Source organism: Streptomyces sp. NPDC016309 (assembly GCF_043077235.1).
Taxonomy (GTDB): domain Bacteria; phylum Actinomycetota; class Actinomycetes; order Streptomycetales; family Streptomycetaceae; genus Streptomyces.
Window position 1 is genome coordinate 105,525 of the sequence record NZ_JBIBSG010000007.1, and the last position, 12,981, is coordinate 118,505.

A 12,981-nucleotide genomic window follows, 5' to 3' on the forward strand; every position below is an offset into this window, starting at 1 on the left:
GTGGCGCGGCCGTTACCCGGCCTGACGAGCGCCGTTGTAGGGGAGTGACGACCGCAGGTCCGCGGTCCGATTTCCACGTACAAGGAGATTTTGATGTCTCGCATCGCGAAGGCTGCCGCCGTCATCGTCGGCACGGGCGCTGTCGCCCTGAGCGGAACCGGCCTGGCCGTCGCCGACGCACGGTCCGACGCCGCTGCCGTCGAGTCCCCCGGTGTCATCTCCGGCAACGCGGTCCAGGTTCCGATCCACATCCCGGTCAACCTGTGCGGCAACACCATCGACATCATCGGCCTGCTGAACCCGGCGTTCGGCAACCAGTGCGCGAACGTCGACGACCACAAGGGTCACGGCGGCTACGGCCACTGATCGCGCCCGCCCGCACCGGTGCCCACCGGTGTGTGACGACAGGCGCCGACGCGTACGGCCCCCCGGCTCACCGGCCGGGGGGCCGTTCCGTTCCCCGCGCGCCGTCCGTCAGGCGAAGCGGTAGAGGTGGCGGTGGTCGGCGACGTCGGCGGGGGTGACCTTGAACGGGGGCATCGGCTCGTGCCGGGCGACGACCCGCCGGTACTGGGCCGAGCCGGGCGGGGGCGGAGTGGCGGGCAGGTAGCCGGCCCGCGGGTTCCTGCTCTGCCAGCGCGACCAGAGCAGGTCGATGAAGGAGTGGTGGAGCCAGAACACCGGGTCGTTGACCGACGCGCCGCCGAGCATCAGCCCGCCGACCCAGCGGTGGACGCGGTTGTGGTTGCGCCAGCGCCCGTTGCCGCTCTCCCGGGTCCAGCCCTCCAGCGCGTTGCGGAAGCCGGTGCGGCTGGTGGAGTCCCACGGGGCCGAGTCGTAGACGGTCTCCTCGGCCGCCCGGGCGAGCTCCCGCGCGGTCGGCAGGCCGATGGGAGCGGCCGGGTTGCCGAAGTTGCGGGTCAGGAACGGGCTTTCGGTCACACCGGCCGTGATCGGCCAGTTCCCCCGGGCGTAGGCGAAGGGGCCCGTCATCACCTGGCGGTCGCCCTTGCGTCCGTCGCCACCCATGAAGTCCTCGCCCCACAGGGAGGCCGCCGGGGTGTTGTCGCGGGTCCAGTCCCAGTAGGGGACCGTCACCGTCGGGTCGACCTCGCGCAGGGCCCGCTCGAACTCCAGCAGGTACTGGCGGTGCCAGGGCAGGAAGGAGGGGGCCATGTGCGCGACCCGCAGGCCGTCGTCGCCGTCGGCGGTGTAGTACGCGATGTGCGTCCGTACGAAGTCGTCGTACCGTCCGGCGCGCTTCAGCTCCAGTACGGCAGCGACGAACTTCCGCCGCTCGGCGGGGCTCAGGTCGCGCTGATTCTTACGCACGTACGCCATGGTGTCCTCCCAGGGCCAGTCGGGCGGAGCCCAGTTCGTCCACGGCGGCGCGGGCGGCCTCGAGGGCCGTGGGGTACGCCTGGTAGTGGTCGACGGGCGTCACGTAGCCGCCGCCGGCGCAGCGCATCAGGTGCAGGGGCCGCCCGTCGATCCGTACGTCGAACCGGGCGCCGCGGGCGTCCGGTGGGGCGGGGCGGCCCTGGAGGCGCCGGCCCCGGTACATCTCGTCGAACCCGCCCGTGGGGCGCCGGTCCGGGTCCGTGCCGGTCCTGGGCGTGGTGGCGACGTGGGCGAGCGCCCCGCCGGTGAAGGCGGTGACGGTGAGGGCGAACAGCGCGCGCAGGACGGCGCGCCGGTGTGGAAGGAGACGGGACAGCGGCTGTGCGACGCTCATCGATCGGGCTCCCTGCTCGTCGTGGCTCCCCCCGGGACAAACGACGCCGCTCGCGAACCGTTCCGGAGGGCGTCACCGCATCCATTACCCGGGCAGGTGAATCACCGCCCCGGCATTTCGGCTGAACAGGTGGGAATGCACCCAAAGGCCCTACAAGGCACCACTACCATCCGGCTGCATGACCTCTTCCACGACCGCCGCAACGCCGGGGCAGCAGGAATCCCCCCTGGGCACCCTCATCGTCATCCCCTGGGCCAATGAGCCCGAGCCCGAGTCCGACGCCCCCGTCACGCCCTTCCTGATGGTGTACTCCCTGGGGGACGGCCGCGACGGTCCCGAGGCCGGGGCGGAGGCGCTGCGCGGCGAGCTGGAGAGGATCGGCCTGTCGATCGGCGACAAGGTGACGGACCTCGCCCGCGAGACGCGGATCCCGATCACGCTGCTGGTGGAGGCCGAACAGGCCGTGCTGAACCTGCCGTTCATGCGGGTGCAGTGCCCGGTGCCCCCGGAGTGGGAGAAGGCCGCCCACGAGAGCGGCACGGCGTACCTGATCTGCTCGCTGCGCCCGTGGCCGGAGGCGGTACAGGGAAAGCCGGTCAGCGAGGAGCGGTTGAGGGCGTTCCTCGCGGACGAGGAGATGATCGCGCAGGCCGCCCACTGCCTGCTGCCCGTGCGCCGGGTCCGCACCTGACGGTCGGCGCGGGCCGGTGAATGGGCCCCGGTGGCCGGTCCGTTGACCTCCGCCGGGGCCCTTCCCTCTTTCCGGGGAAGAAAACGGGGAAAACCGCGACGAAAGGATTCGGCGTGTAACGTCGCCGCCATGACGATGACGCGAGTGAAGGACGAGGCGTCCCCCGTCCGGAGCGGGGAAGCCGCGCAGGTGACGACGTCCGTGGGGGCGGGGCGGGCGTTCGCGTGGATGCTGGTGGTCACGGGGGCGGCGGGACTGCTGGCGGCGTGGGTGATCACGCTGGACAAGTTCAAGCTGCTTCAGGACCCGGACTTCACCCCGGGGTGCAGCCTGAACCCGGTCGTGTCGTGCGGCAGCATCATGAAGAGCGAGCAGGCCTCGGTCTTCGGCTTCCCCAACCCGATGCTGGGCCTGGTCGCCTACGGCATGGTCGTCGCCATCGGCGCCGGGCTGCTGGCCGGCGCCCGCCACCGGCGCTGGTACTGGCTGGGCCTGAACGCCGGGACGCTGTTCGGCACCGGCTTCTGCATGTGGCTGATGTACCAGTCGCTGTACGAGATCAACGCGCTGTGCCTGTGGTGCTCGCTGGCCTGGGCCGCCACCCTCACCATGTTCTGGTACGTCACCTCGCACAACGTCCGCGCGGGCCTGCTGCCCGCCCCCCGCCCGGTGCGCACGTTCCTCGACGAGTTCACCTGGGTCCTGCCCGTCCTGCACATCGGGATCATCGGCATGCTGGTCCTCACCCGCTGGTGGGACTTCTGGACCGGCTGAGCACACACCGCGTCCGCGGCCGGTCCCGGTCGGGGCAGGCAACCGAAAAGGCCAGGTCACTTGTCAGTGACCTGGCCTTCTGCGGAGCCGCCTTCGGGATTCGAACCCGAGACCTACGCATTACGAGTGCGTTGCTCTGGCCAACTGAGCTAAGGCGGCATGCCGTGCGTTCCCCCTGGAGGGTGCAGCAGCGGGGACAAGTCTACACAGGTCCGGGGGGTGCCTCGCACACGCCTCAGCGGCAGCGCTTGCCGGCCGGCGGGACCGTGCCGTCGAGGAGGTAGGTGTTGATCGCGGTGTCGACGCAGTCGCTGCCCCGGCCGTAGGCGGTGTGGCCGTCGCCCTCGTAGGTGAGCAGGGTGCCGGAGGAGAGCTGGGCGGCGAGGGACCGGGCCCACTTGTAGGGGGTGGCCGGGTCGCGGGTGGTGCCGACGACCAGGATCGGCGGGGCACCGTCCGCCTGGATGCGGTGGGCGGCGCCGGTGGCCTTGGTGGGCCAGTAGGCGCAGTTCAGCGACGCCCAGGCCAGGCCCTTGCCGAAGACCGGGGACGCCTTCTCGAAGGACGGGACGGCCGCGGCGGCCTCGGCGGGGCCGGTGAAGGCCGGCGGCTGGTCGAGGCAGTTCACGGCGGCGTTGGCGTACATCAGGTTCGAGTACGTGCCGTCGTCCTCGCGCTCGTAGTAGCTGTCGGCCAGGGCCAGCAGCGCGGAGCCCTCGCCGCCCATCGCGCGGGTGAGCGCCTCGCGAAGCTGCGGCCAGGCGGACTCGTCGTACATGGCGGCGATCACGCCCGTGGTGGCCAGGGCCTCGCCGAGTTCGCGGCTCTCGCCGGTCGGGACGGGGTGCTGGTCGAGGGTGGCGAAGAACGCCTTGAGGCGGGTGGCCGCGGCGGTGGGCGACCCGTTGCCCAGGGGGCAGTCGGGCTGCTCGACGCAGTCGGCGGCGAAGGACCGGAAGGCCGTCTCGAAGCCGGCCGTCTGGTCGCGGTTCAGCTCGGCGGTCGGCAGGGACGGGTCCATCGCCCCGTCCAGGACGAGCCGGCCGGTGCGGGAGGGGAACAGCTCGGCGTAAGTGGCTCCGAGGAACGTGCCGTAGGACGCGCCGACGTACGTCAGCCGCGCGTCGCCCAGCACCGCGCGGAGGATGTCCATGTCGCGGGCCGACTCGACGGTGGAGACGTGCGGCAGGATCCGGCCGGAGCGCTTCTGGCAGCCGGCCGCGAAGTCCTTGAAGGAGTCGGCGAGGAGGGTTTTCTCACGGTCGTCGTCGGGGGTCTGGTCCACCTGGGTGTACGCGTCCATCCGCGGCCCGTCGAGGCACCGGACGGGTTCGCTGCGGGCCACGCCGCGGGGGTCGACGGCGACCATGTCGTAGCGGGCCCGGACCGGGGCGGGGTACCCGACGCCCGCGTACCCCTGGAGGTAGCCGACCGCCGAGCCGCCGGGGCCGCCCGGGTTGACCAGCAGGGAGCCGAGGCGCTTGCCGGGCCCGGTGGCTTTGATCCGGGAGACGGCGAGCTTGATCTGCTCGCCGTCCGGCTCGGCGTAGTCCAGCGGGACCTTGAGCGTGGCGCACTCGAAGCCGGGCACGCCGCACGCGCGCCAGGACAGCCGCTGGCCGTAGAACGCCTTGAGCTGCTCGGTCGTGGCGACGGAGGCCGAGGCCTGGGCGGAGGCGGCCGGTACCGAACCGCCTTCCGTGCAGCCGGCCAGGAGCAGCCCGGCGAGCGAGACGGTGACGGCGGTCGTACGGAGGAGGCGGCTGGAGTCCATGTCCGGAGGGTATCCGTCCGTTCACGCTTCGTGCCCACGACTACCCGTGTGGGTTACCCCGCGCGCAGGGCCATGGTCATGGCCTCCACCGCCAGCAGCGGCGCCACGTTGCGGTCCATGGCGTCGCGGCAGGCCAGCACCGCCTCGATCCGGCGCAGGGTCCGCTCGGGCGTGGACTCGCGGGCGACCCGGTCCAGGGCGTCCCGCACGTCCACGTTGGCCAGCGCCGTGCCGGAGCCGAGCTGGAGCGCGAGCACGTCGCGGTAGAAGCTCGTCAGCTCGCCGAGGGCCAGGTCCAGGCTGTCGCGCTGGGTACGGGTGCGGCGCCGCTTCTGCTTGTCCTCCAGGTCCTTCATCGCTCCGGCCGTGCCGCGCGGCATCCGGCCACCGGGGGTGCCGCCCAGCGCTGCCTTCAGCTCCTCGGTCTCCTTGACGTCGGTGCCCTCGGCGACCTCCTTGGCGTCCTCGGCCGCCGCGTCGACCAGCTCCTGGGCGGCCTTGAGGCAGCCGCCGATGTCGTCCACCCGGAGCGGGAGCTTCAGGACGGTGGCCCGGCGGGCCCTCGCCCTCTCGTCGGTGGCGAGGCGACGGGCGTGGTCGATGTGGCCCTGGGTGGCGCGGGCGGCGGCGTACGCGGCCTCCGGCTCGATGCCGTCACGGCGGACGAGGACGTCGGCGACGGCATCGACCGGCGGTGTGCGCAAGGTGAGGTGGCGGCAGCGGGAGCGGATGGTGGGCAGGACGTCCTCGACGGAGGGCGCGCACAGCAGCCACACCGTGCGGGGAGCGGGCTCCTCCACCGCTTTCAGAACGGCGTTGGCGGACTTCTCGTTCAGCCGCTCGGCGTCCTCGACGAGGATGACCTGCCAGCGGCCGTTCGCGGGCGAGGTGAACGACTTGCGGACCGTGTCGCGCATGTCGTCGACCAGGATCTGGGTGCCGACGGCGGCGACCGTGGACACGTCGGCGTGCGTGCCGACCAGCGCCGTGTGGCAGCCGTCGCAGAACCCACAGCCCGGCTCGCCGCCGAGCGCGCGGTCGGGGCTGACGCACTGGAGCGCGGCGGCGAAGGCGCGGGCGGCGGTGGTGCGCCCCGAGCCGGGCGGGCCGGTGAACAGCCACGCGTGGGTCATCGTGGACGCGTCGGGCGAGGCGGTGCCGGCCGCGTCGGCGGTGACGAGCGCGTCGGCGTCCCGGGCGGCGGAGCGCAGCTGCTCCTGGACACGGTCCTGGCCGACCAGGTCGTCCCACACGGGCATGGGTCACCGCCTTCCTGCGGGTGTCGATCGGCTTCCCATTGTGGGGCAGGGGTCCGACAACGGACGCCCGCCCTGTGACCGGCGGCCCGGTGCCGGCCGCCCGTCGGTACGGGCGGGCCGAGCCGGGCGTATCGCGTATCGGGTCAGCGGCGGCGGGGGCGTCCGCCGCCGTGGCCCTCGTCCTCGTCGTGCGGGCCCAGCAGCTCGTCCGCGAGCGTGGGCAGGTCGTCCAGCGGGGTCTCCTCGGCCCAGTCCGAGCGGCGCCGGGGCTTGCCCTGCTCGTCGATCTGCGGCAGCTCCCGGGTGCGCTCGCCGGCCGGCCTGCCGGGCCGCTCGTCCCGGAAGTAGCCGGGCGGCACGCGGTCGGCGGCCCCCTCGTCCCGGACGGGCGGGAGGACGGCCGTCTCGTCGGCGGGACCGGCCGGACCGGTGGCTCCGGTGTCCCGGACGGGCGGGAGGACGGCCGTCTCGTCGGCGGCCGGGCCGTCGTGTCCGGCCGGGCCGGAGTCGCGCACCGGGCGGAGGACGGTCGTCTCGTCGTCGGCGCGGTCCGTGCCGCGGACGGGCGGGAGGAGGGTCGTCTCCTCGTCGTCCTTGCGCATGTTGACGCGCGGCACCGGGACCTCCTGGGTCTCCTGGTCCGGGCGCACGACCGGCGTCGGCACCGTCGTCTCCATGGCGGACGTGGCGGCCGCCGCTGCCGCCGACGCCGCGGCCGCCTCCTCGGCGAGCCGTCGCGCCTCCTCGGCACGCAGCAGGGCCTCCTCGGCCTTGCGCTGCTTCTCCAGGCGCCGGGCCTCGGCCTCGGCCCGCAGCCGCTCCTGCTCCTCCTTGAGCTGCCGCAGCCGCTCCTGTTCCTCGCGGCGGGCCTTCTCCTCGGCCTCGCGGCGCCGCCGCTCCTCCTCGGCGAGCCGGCGGGCCTCCTCCGCCCGGAGCCTGGCCTCCTCGGCCTGCCGCTCGGCCTCGCGCTGGCGCGCCTCTTCCTCCTCGCGGCGCTTGCGCTCCTCCTCCTCGGCCCGCAGTTTGGCGAGCTGTTCCTGGCGCTCGCGCTCCAGGCGCTCCTCCTCCGCCTTGCGGGCCGCCTCCTCCTCGGCCTTGCGCCGGGCCTCCTCCTCGGCCGCCTTGCGGGCGGCCTCCATGGCCTTCACCTCGGCCTCGGAGAGCGGCAGCATCTGGTCGAGACGGTGGCGTACGACGGTGGTGACGGCCTCGGGCTCCTGGCCCGCGTCCACCACCAGGTAGCGGCCCGGGTCCGCCGCCGCGAGGGCGAGGAATCCGGCCCGTACGCGCCGGTGGAACTCCGCCGGCTCCGACTCCAGCCGGTCCGGCGCCTCGGTGAACCGCTCCCGCGCGGTCTCGGGCGAGACGTCCAGCAGGACGGTGAGGTGCGGTACGAGGCCGCCGGTCGCCCAGCGCGAGATGCGGGCGATCTCGGTGGGCGACAGGTCGCGGCCCGCGCCCTGGTAGGCCACGGAGGAGTCGATGTACCGGTCGGAGATGACGATCGCGCCGCGCTCCAGGGCCGGGCGGACCAGCGAGTCGACGTGCTCGGCCCGGTCGGCGGCGTACAGCAGCGCCTCCGCGCGGTTGGACAGCCCGGCGCTGGAGACGTCGAGGAGGATCGAGCGCAGGCGCTTGCCGATCGGGGTCGCGCCGGGCTCGCGCGTGACGACCACCTCGTGGCCCTTGGCGCGGATCCACTCGGCCAGCGCCTCCACCTGCGTGGACTTGCCGGCGCCGTCGCCGCCCTCCAGGGCGATGAAGAAACCGGTGGCGGCGGGGGCCTGCGCCGGGTCGGCGCCGCGCAGCGCGTCCCGGAGGTCGCGGCGCAGCGGCACGCCGGAGCGGTCGTCGGTCTTGGCGAGCACCAGGGCGGCGACGGGCAGCAGCAGGGCGCCGACCAGCATCAGGGTGAAGGCGGCGCCGCCGTGCGCGAAGACGAAGTCGCCGCCGGCGAGCCGGTGCGGGCCGATGGCGGCCGCCAGCAGCGGGGCGGCGAGCGCGCCGAGCGCGATGGAGACACGGACGACTGCGTGGAGGTGCTCGGTCAGCCGCGGCCGCCGGTACTCCTCCGTCTCCTGGTCGAGCAGGGTGTGCCCGGTGTTGGCGGCGACTCCGGCGGCGAAGCCGGCGCCGAGCGCGAGGAACAGCACGGTCGCCGTGTCGGGCACCAGCCCCAGCGCCAGCAGTGCCACGCCCGTGACGGCGGTGGCCAGTGCCAGCAGGCGGCGGCGGGAGAGGGCGGGCAGCACGGACGGGCCGCGCCGGATGCCCAGGCCGGTGCCCCCGGTCAGGGCCAGGACGAGGAGCGCGAAGGCGACCGGGCCGCCACCCAGGTCCGTGGCGTGCAGCGCGGCCACCGAGGCGGCGGACGCGACGGCTCCGGCGACGGCGGCGCAGGCGAGCACGAGCAGCGGTATGGCTCCCGTGCGGCCCTTGTCGACGCCGTTCCCGGTCGAGGGGCGGCGGAGGCCCTCCAGCGGGGAGCGCGGGCGCGGGGTCTGCGTGTCGGGCAGTTCCAGGAAGTACAGGACGGAGACGGACGCGGCGAACAGTCCGGCCGCCACGTACGAGCCGAGGGCGGCCTGGTGGATGGAGAACCAGTCGATGCCGGTGCCCAGCAGGTTGCCGACGAGGGTGGCGACGAGGAGGGCGGCGGCGGCTCCGGGGACGGCGGCGAAGCCCGTACGCAGCGACAGCCGCCGCAGGGCGTCCAACTGGTCGGGCAGGGGCCTGACGGCGGCGCCCTCCGGGGGCGGGGCGGGCAGCAGGGCGGGGGCCGCGCCTTCCTTGGCGACGGTCCAGAACCGCTCGGCGACCCCGGTCAGGAAGACCGTGCCCAGCAGGAACGCCAGTGCCTTGCCGGGCGTCCAGTCGAGCCACAGCGGGGCGATGACCAGCAGCGCGACCCGAACGCCGTCGGCACCGACCATGGTCCAGCGGCGGTCCAGGGGGCCCTGGGGGGCGGTGAGCGTGGTCAGCGGCCCGAGCAGGACGGCGCCGAACAGGAGCGTGGACAGGATCCGCGCCCCGAACACCGCGGCGACCGCGAAGGCCGCGCCCCGGTACCCGCCGCCGAAGGCCCCCTCGGCGACCGCGGCCTGGAGGGCCAGCAGCACCAGGACGAGCAGGGCGAGGGCGTCGCCGATCCCGCCGACGAGCTGCGCGCTCCACAACCGCCTCAGCGGCGGGGTGCGCAACAGGGCCCGTACGGCACGCTCGCGGGAGTCCGCGGCAAGTGCGGCGTCGGAGTCTGAGGTGGGGCTCAAGACCGTTGGCTGCTCGGCTCGCGTCATCCCATCAGCCTATCCGGACGGACCGGCACCCAGTCGTCCCCACCCGGACGAACCACAGCGCCCCCACCGCCGGCCCCGCGTCCCTCCCGGACCGCCCGTCCGGACCGGACCGCCCGCCGGGGGCGTGCGCCCGGGGGCCTGCGTTCCGGCGCCAGGCTCCGGGCCCGGGCTGGACAGCGGACCGCCCGCGCCGCGCGGGTGCGCGACACGGGCGGGGCGGGCCGTGGGCCCGGGCGGCGGACCGGTCCCGGGGCGGGCCGTGGGCCCGGGCGGCGGACCGGTCCCGGGACGGGGTCCCGGGGCGGGCTCCCCGGGCGGGGTCAGTCCTCGGACGGGGCCTCGGACGACGCGGCGGTCTTCGCCGTCGCCTTCTTCGCCGTGGTCTTCTTGGCGGTGGTCTTCTTGGCCGCCGTCGTCTTCGCGGCCGTCTTCTTGGCCGCCGTCGTCTTCGCGGCCGTCTTCTTGGCGGTCGTCGTCTTCTTGGCGGCGGTCTTCTTCGCCGGCGCCTTCTTGGCCGCCGCCTTCTTGGCGGTCTTCTTCGCCGGAGCCTTCGCCCGCTTCTCCGCCAGCAGCTCGTACCCGCGCTCCGGCGTGATCGTCTCCACGCTGTCGCCGGTCCGCAGCGTCGCGTTCGTCTCGCCGTCCGTGACGTACGGGCCGAAGCGGCCGTCCTTGACGACCACCGGGCGCTCGCTGACCGGGTCGGTGCCCAGCTCCTTCAGCGGCGGCTTGGCGGCGGCGCGGCCACGCTGCTTGGGCTGGGCGTAGATCGCCAGGGCCTCCTCCAGCGTGATGGAGAAGAGCTGCTCCTCGTTCTCCAGCGACCGCGAGTCCGTGCCCTTCTTCAGGTACGGGCCGTAGCGGCCGTTCTGGGCGGTGATCTCGACGCCCTCGGCGTCGGTGCCCACCACGCGCGGCAGCGACATCAGACGCAGCGCGTCCTCCAGCGTCACCGTGTCCAGGGACATCGACTTGAAGAGGGAGGCGGTACGCGGCTTGACCGCGTTCTTGCCGGTCTTCGGGGTGCCCTCGGGGAGGATCTCCGTGACGTACGGGCCGTAGCGGCCGTCCTTGGCGACGATCTGGTGACCGGTCGCCGGGTCCGTGCCCAGTTCGAAGTCGCCGCTCGGCTTGGCCAGCAGCTCCTCGGCGAGCTCGACCGACAGCTCGTCGGGCGCCAGCTCCTCCGGCACGTCGGCGCGCTGGTGGCCCTCCGCGTCCTTCTCGCCGCGCTCGATGTACGGCCCGTAGCGGCCCACGCGCAGCACGATGCCGTTGCCGACGGGGAAGGAGGAGATCTCCCGGGCGTCGATCGCGCCCAGGTCCGTGACCAGCTCCTTCAGGCCGCCGAGGTGGTCGCCGTCACCGTTGCCGGCCTCGGCGGCGGCACTGGCGGCGCCGTCGCCCTCGCCGAAGTAGAAACGCTTCAGCCACGGCACGGCCTGGGCCTCGCCGCGGGCGATGCGGTCGAGGTCGTCCTCCATCCTGGCCGTGAAGTCGTAGTCGACGAGCCGGCCGAAGTGCTTCTCCAGCAGGTTGACGACGGCGAAGGACAGGAAGGACGGGACGAGGGCCGTGCCCTTCTTGAAGACGTAGCCGCGGTCGAGGATCGTGCCGATGATCGACGCGTACGTCGACGGGCGGCCGATCTCGCGCTCTTCCAGCTCCTTGACCAGCGAGGCCTCGGTGTAGCGGGCCGGCGGCTTGGTGGCGTGGCCGTCCGCGGTGATCTCCCCGGCGGACAGCGGGTCGCCCTGGGCGACCTGCGGCAGCCGGCGCTCGCGGTCGTCGAGCTCGGCGTTCGGGTCGTCGGCGCCCTCGACGTACGCCTTCATGAAGCCGTGGAAGGTGATCGTCTTTCCGGACGCGGTGAACTCGGCGTCCCGGCCGTCGCTCGCCCGGCCGCCGATCTTGACGGTGACGGAGTTGCCGACGGCGTCCTTCATCTGGGAGGCGACGGTCCGCTTCCAGATCAGTTCGTACAGCCGGAACTGGTCACCGGTCAGGCCGGTCTCGGCGGGCGTGCGGAAACGATCACCCGAGGGGCGGATCGCCTCGTGCGCCTCCTGCGCGTTCTTGACCTTCCCGGCGTAGACGCGCGGCGCGTCGGGCAGGTAGTCGGCGCCGTAGAGCTGCGTGACCTGGGCCCGGGCGGCCGCGACGGCGGTGTCGGACAGGATCGTCGAGTCCGTACGCATGTACGTGATGAAGCCGTTCTCGTACAGCTTCTGCGCGATCTGCATGGTCGCCTTGGCACCGAAGCCGAGCTTGCGGCTGGCCTCCTGCTGGAGGGTGGTGGTGCGGAAGGGCGCGTACGGGGAGCGGCGGTACGGCTTCGACTCGACGGAGCGGACGCTGAACGACGTGTCGGCGAGCGCGGCGGCCAGGGCGCGGGCGTTGGTCTCGTCCAGGTGCAGGACCTGGCCGGAGGACGCCTTGAGCCGGCCGTCGGGGCCGAAGTCGCGGCCCTGGGCGACACGGCGTCCGTCGACCGCGGCGAGGCGGGCGGCGATGGTCGACGGGTCGGAGGCGTCACCGGTGCGGCCGGTGGCAAAGGTGCCGGTCAGGTCCCAGTACTCGGCGGAGCGGAACGCGATGCGCTCGCGCTCCCGCTCGACGACGAGGCGGGTGGCGACGGACTGCACACGGCCGGCGGACAGCCGGGGCATGACCTTCTTCCACAGGACCGGCGAGACCTCGTAGCCGTAGAGGCGGTCGAGGATGCGGCGGGTCTCCTGGGCGTCGACCATCCGCTTGTTCAGCTCGCGCGGGTTGGCGACGGCGGCCCGGATCGCGTCCTTGGTGATCTCGTGGAACACCATCCGGTGGACCGGGACCTTGGGCTTCAGGACTTCCAGCAGGTGCCAGGCGATGGCCTCGCCCTCGCGGTCCTCATCGGTGGCGAGGAAGAGTTCGTCGGACTCGGCCAGCTGCTCCTTGAGCTTCCTGACCTGGGCCTTCTTGTCGGCGTTGACGACGTAGATGGGCTGGAAGTCGTGCTCGACGTCCACCCCGAGGCGGCGTACCTCACCGGTGTACTTCTCGGGCACCTCGGCGGCGCCGTTGGGGAGGTCGCGGATGTGCCCGACGCTCGCCTCGACGACGTATCCGGGGCCGAGGTAGCCCTTGATCGTCTTCGCCTTGGCAGGCGACTCGACGATGACGAGTCGGCGGCCGCCCTGTGCGGTCTCGCTGGTCGGGGACAACTTCGCTCTTCTCTCCGGTCGACGCTCGGTGGCGCGTGCCGCGCGGTGTGATCCCACCACGAGCACTCCTGGCGCACTGCGCACTGCGTGGCGCTGTGCTCTGACGCTGCTGACGCTGCTGTCGCTGCTGTCGCTGCTGTCGCTGCGGAGTGTGACGGTACAACCCGCCCCCGTGTCAAACGGCAAAAGACCGCAACGGCCACTCGAACGGTAACCCGAGTCCGGGCATTCCTGCCGCCCGGACTC

General features: G+C 73.3%; 9 protein-coding genes and 1 tRNA gene. 3 read left to right on the forward strand and 7 right to left on the reverse strand.

Translation table 11 applies throughout. The annotated features are described in order from the left end of the window. Window positions 1-93: 93 nt before the first annotated feature. Window positions 94-366, forward strand: coding sequence for a chaplin (locus ACF068_RS19075; protein ID WP_392275415.1), 273 nt, complete (start codon window positions 94-96; stop codon window positions 364-366). Between the two features lie 108 nt (window positions 367-474). On the opposite strand, the gene ACF068_RS19080 is transcribed toward ACF068_RS19075, so the two are convergent. Together ACF068_RS19080 and ACF068_RS19085 are read right to left on the reverse strand one after the other, a co-directional pair. Continuing rightward, a complete protein-coding gene (locus ACF068_RS19080; RefSeq protein WP_392275416.1) occupies window positions 475-1,341 on the reverse strand; it encodes a tyrosinase family protein in 867 nt (288 codons plus the stop codon). Further along, complete coding sequence (locus tag ACF068_RS19085) at window positions 1,325-1,735, reverse strand: tyrosinase family oxidase copper chaperone (protein WP_392275417.1); 411 nt, start codon at window positions 1,733-1,735, stop codon at window positions 1,325-1,327. Before ACF068_RS19085 ends, ACF068_RS19080 begins: the two co-directional genes overlap by 17 nt. A 178-nt stretch (window positions 1,736-1,913) precedes the next feature. Between ACF068_RS19085 and ACF068_RS19090 the strand changes: the two genes are divergently transcribed. Both ACF068_RS19090 and ACF068_RS19095 read left to right on the forward strand, forming a co-directional pair. After that, a complete protein-coding gene (locus ACF068_RS19090) occupies window positions 1,914-2,426 on the forward strand; it encodes a DUF5949 family protein (protein WP_392275418.1) in 513 nt (170 codons plus the stop codon). Window positions 2,427-2,555: 129 nt separating this feature from the next. Next, window positions 2,556-3,200, forward strand: a complete 645-nt coding sequence (locus ACF068_RS19095) for a vitamin K epoxide reductase family protein (protein ID WP_392275419.1) — start codon at window positions 2,556-2,558, stop codon at window positions 3,198-3,200. 85 nt (window positions 3,201-3,285) lie between these two features. Here ACF068_RS19095 and ACF068_RS19100 read toward each other — a convergent pair. The 5 genes from ACF068_RS19100 to topA all read right to left on the reverse strand — a co-directional run bounded on the left by ACF068_RS19100 (window position 3,286) and on the right by topA (window position 12,735). Further along, window positions 3,286-3,359 (reverse strand) — tRNA-Thr (locus tag ACF068_RS19100). Between the two features lie 76 nt (window positions 3,360-3,435). Further along, window positions 3,436-4,974 (reverse strand): alpha/beta hydrolase, encoded by a 1,539-nt coding sequence (locus ACF068_RS19105; protein WP_392275420.1) that lies wholly within the window; start codon window positions 4,972-4,974, stop codon window positions 3,436-3,438. A gap of 53 nt (window positions 4,975-5,027) precedes the next feature. Continuing rightward, window positions 5,028-6,233, reverse strand: coding sequence for a DNA polymerase III subunit delta' (locus ACF068_RS19110; protein WP_392275421.1), 1,206 nt, complete (start codon window positions 6,231-6,233; stop codon window positions 5,028-5,030). Between the two features lie 143 nt (window positions 6,234-6,376). Beyond that, window positions 6,377-9,529 carry a dTMP kinase gene (tmk, locus tag ACF068_RS19115; RefSeq protein WP_392275422.1) on the reverse strand — a complete coding sequence of 1,051 codons (3,153 nt, stop codon included), beginning with the start codon at window positions 9,527-9,529 and terminating at the stop codon, window positions 6,377-6,379. Window positions 9,530-9,849: 320 nt separating this feature from the next. Further along, window positions 9,850-12,735 (reverse strand): type I DNA topoisomerase, encoded by a 2,886-nt coding sequence (gene topA / locus ACF068_RS19120; protein ID WP_392275423.1) that lies wholly within the window; start codon window positions 12,733-12,735, stop codon window positions 9,850-9,852. Between the last annotated feature and the right edge of the window lie 246 nt (window positions 12,736-12,981).

Bases quoted from the DNA above. Each gene is read 5' to 3' on its own strand.
- ACF068_RS19075 (WP_392275415.1), top strand. From the start codon at position 94: ATGTCTCGCATCGCGAAGGCTGCCGCCGTCATCGTCGGCACGGGCGCT.
- ACF068_RS19080 (WP_392275416.1), bottom strand. From the start codon at position 1,341: ATGGCGTACGTGCGTAAGAATCAGCGCGACCTGAGCCCCGCCGAGCGG.
- ACF068_RS19085 (WP_392275417.1), bottom strand. From the start codon at position 1,735: ATGAGCGTCGCACAGCCGCTGTCCCGTCTCCTTCCACACCGGCGCGCC.
- ACF068_RS19090 (WP_392275418.1), top strand. From the start codon at position 1,914: ATGACCTCTTCCACGACCGCCGCAACGCCGGGGCAGCAGGAATCCCCC.
- ACF068_RS19095 (WP_392275419.1), top strand. From the start codon at position 2,556: ATGACGATGACGCGAGTGAAGGACGAGGCGTCCCCCGTCCGGAGCGGG.
- ACF068_RS19105 (WP_392275420.1), bottom strand. From the start codon at position 4,974: ATGGACTCCAGCCGCCTCCTCCGTACGACCGCCGTCACCGTCTCGCTC.
- ACF068_RS19110 (WP_392275421.1), bottom strand. From the start codon at position 6,233: ATGCCCGTGTGGGACGACCTGGTCGGCCAGGACCGTGTCCAGGAGCAG.
- tmk (WP_392275422.1), bottom strand. From the start codon at position 9,529: ATGACGCGAGCCGAGCAGCCAACGGTCTTGAGCCCCACCTCAGACTCC.